The organism is Halovibrio sp. HP20-59 (assembly GCF_033052795.2).
Taxonomy (GTDB): Bacteria; Pseudomonadota; Gammaproteobacteria; order Pseudomonadales; family Halomonadaceae; genus Vreelandella.
Genome location: NZ_JAWJUW020000142.1, coordinates 1 through 247, shown reverse-complemented (window position 1 = coordinate 247; position 247 = coordinate 1). Strand labels below are relative to the sequence as shown.

Here is a 247-nt window from a genome sequence, read left to right as displayed (position 1 = left end):
CCAATGCCGCGATCACCGCCGTCGACAGCGGCAGCACTCCAGACACTACCGATGCATGCACCGCATCGACGCGCCGCACCGCCAGACCCAGCAGCAGCGGCCAGCCGAACACGACGCCGGCGGCCGTGAAGGCCAACCACGCCCACTCCGGGCCGCGCGGGCGGCGCGCGCGGGTCAAGGCCAGGTAGCCGATGGACAGCAGGCCCGCCACTGCCGCGCGCCCGAAAGCGACAAAGGCCGGGTCGAG

The 247-nt window shown here is 73.3% G+C and carries 1 protein-coding gene; it reads right to left on the bottom strand.

Annotated elements, in window-relative coordinates; genetic code table 11:
* Positions 1–247: EamA family transporter (locus RZA33_RS19675; protein WP_317509986.1), on the bottom strand; the 247-nt coding region annotated here is incomplete at both ends.